Origin of the sequence: Pseudomonas sp. DCB_BI, from assembly GCF_026240995.1 — a bacterium.
Classification (GTDB): Bacteria; Pseudomonadota; Gammaproteobacteria; order Pseudomonadales; family Pseudomonadaceae; genus Aquipseudomonas.
The window spans coordinates 1-1,046 of sequence record NZ_JAPFCG010000056.1 but is presented as its reverse complement, the minus strand read 5'-3'; the positions used below and the strand labels follow the sequence as shown (position 1 = coordinate 1,046).

The following is a 1,046-nucleotide window of genomic DNA, read 5'->3' as shown; positions in this document are numbered from 1 at the left end:
AGCTTGACCTGGTCATCGTTGCGGCCGAGGTATTCGAGGTTGCCGTCTGGCCGGTGGCGGGCCAGGTCGCCGGTACGGTACAGGCGCCCGCCAGGCACGAACGGGTCATCGATGAAGCGCTCAGCGGTGAGCTCGGCCCGGTTGAGGTAGCCGCGGGCGACCTGTACGCCACCGATGTACAGCTCCCCCGCCACCCCTTGCGGCACCGGTTGGCGCTGCTCGTCGAGCACGTACAGGGTGGTGTTGGCGATGGGTTTGCCGATGGGGGTGTTGTCCGGGGCGGTCACGCAGTGCCAGGCGCTGACATCCACGGCGGCTTCGGTTGGGCCGTACAGGTTGTGCAGTTCGACCGTTGGCAGCTGTGCGTGGAAGCGCTTCACCAAACTGCCCGGCAAGGCCTCCCCCGAACAGATCACGCGGACCAACTGTGGGAGTTCGCTGGCTGTCGAGGCGAGGAACACATCCAGCATCGAGGGTACGAAATGCAGGGTGGTGACGTGTTCGCGGGCAATCACTTCACGCAGGTAATCAGGGTCGCGATGCCCGCCAGGGCGGGCCATGATCAGCCGTGCACCGGTTTGCAGCGGCCAGAGGAATTCCCACACCGACACGTCGAAGCTGAACGGGGTCTTCTGCAGCACCACGTCATCAGCACCCAGCCCGTAGGCGTCCTGCATCCACAACAGCCGGTTGACCACCCCGGCATGGGCGTTCATCACGCCTTTCGGCAGCCCCGTAGAGCCCGAGGTGTAGATCACGTAGGCCAGGTGGCGCGGCGTCAGCCCGGCCACGACCGGGTTGCTGGCTGGCGATTCGCCCCACACCGGCCTGTCCAGGTCGATGACCGGGCCCGCTTCCGGCACATGCCGGGTCGCGCCATGCACCAGCACCGCCACCGGCGCGCTATCGCTCAGCATGTGGCGCACGCGCTCGGCCGGGTAGTCCGGGTCTACCGGCACATAAGCACCGCCAGCCTTGAGGATGGCCAGCAGGCCAACCACCATCGACAGGCCACGTTCGACGCAGATCGCCACCCGATCATCCGG

At 66.6% G+C, this 1,046-nt stretch carries 1 protein-coding gene; it reads right to left on the bottom strand.

The window, feature by feature from the left end; all coding sequences use genetic code 11:
• A partial coding sequence (locus OO258_RS27260) for an amino acid adenylation domain-containing protein (protein ID WP_266034987.1) occupies window positions 1–1,046 on the bottom strand: 1,046 nt, incomplete at both ends.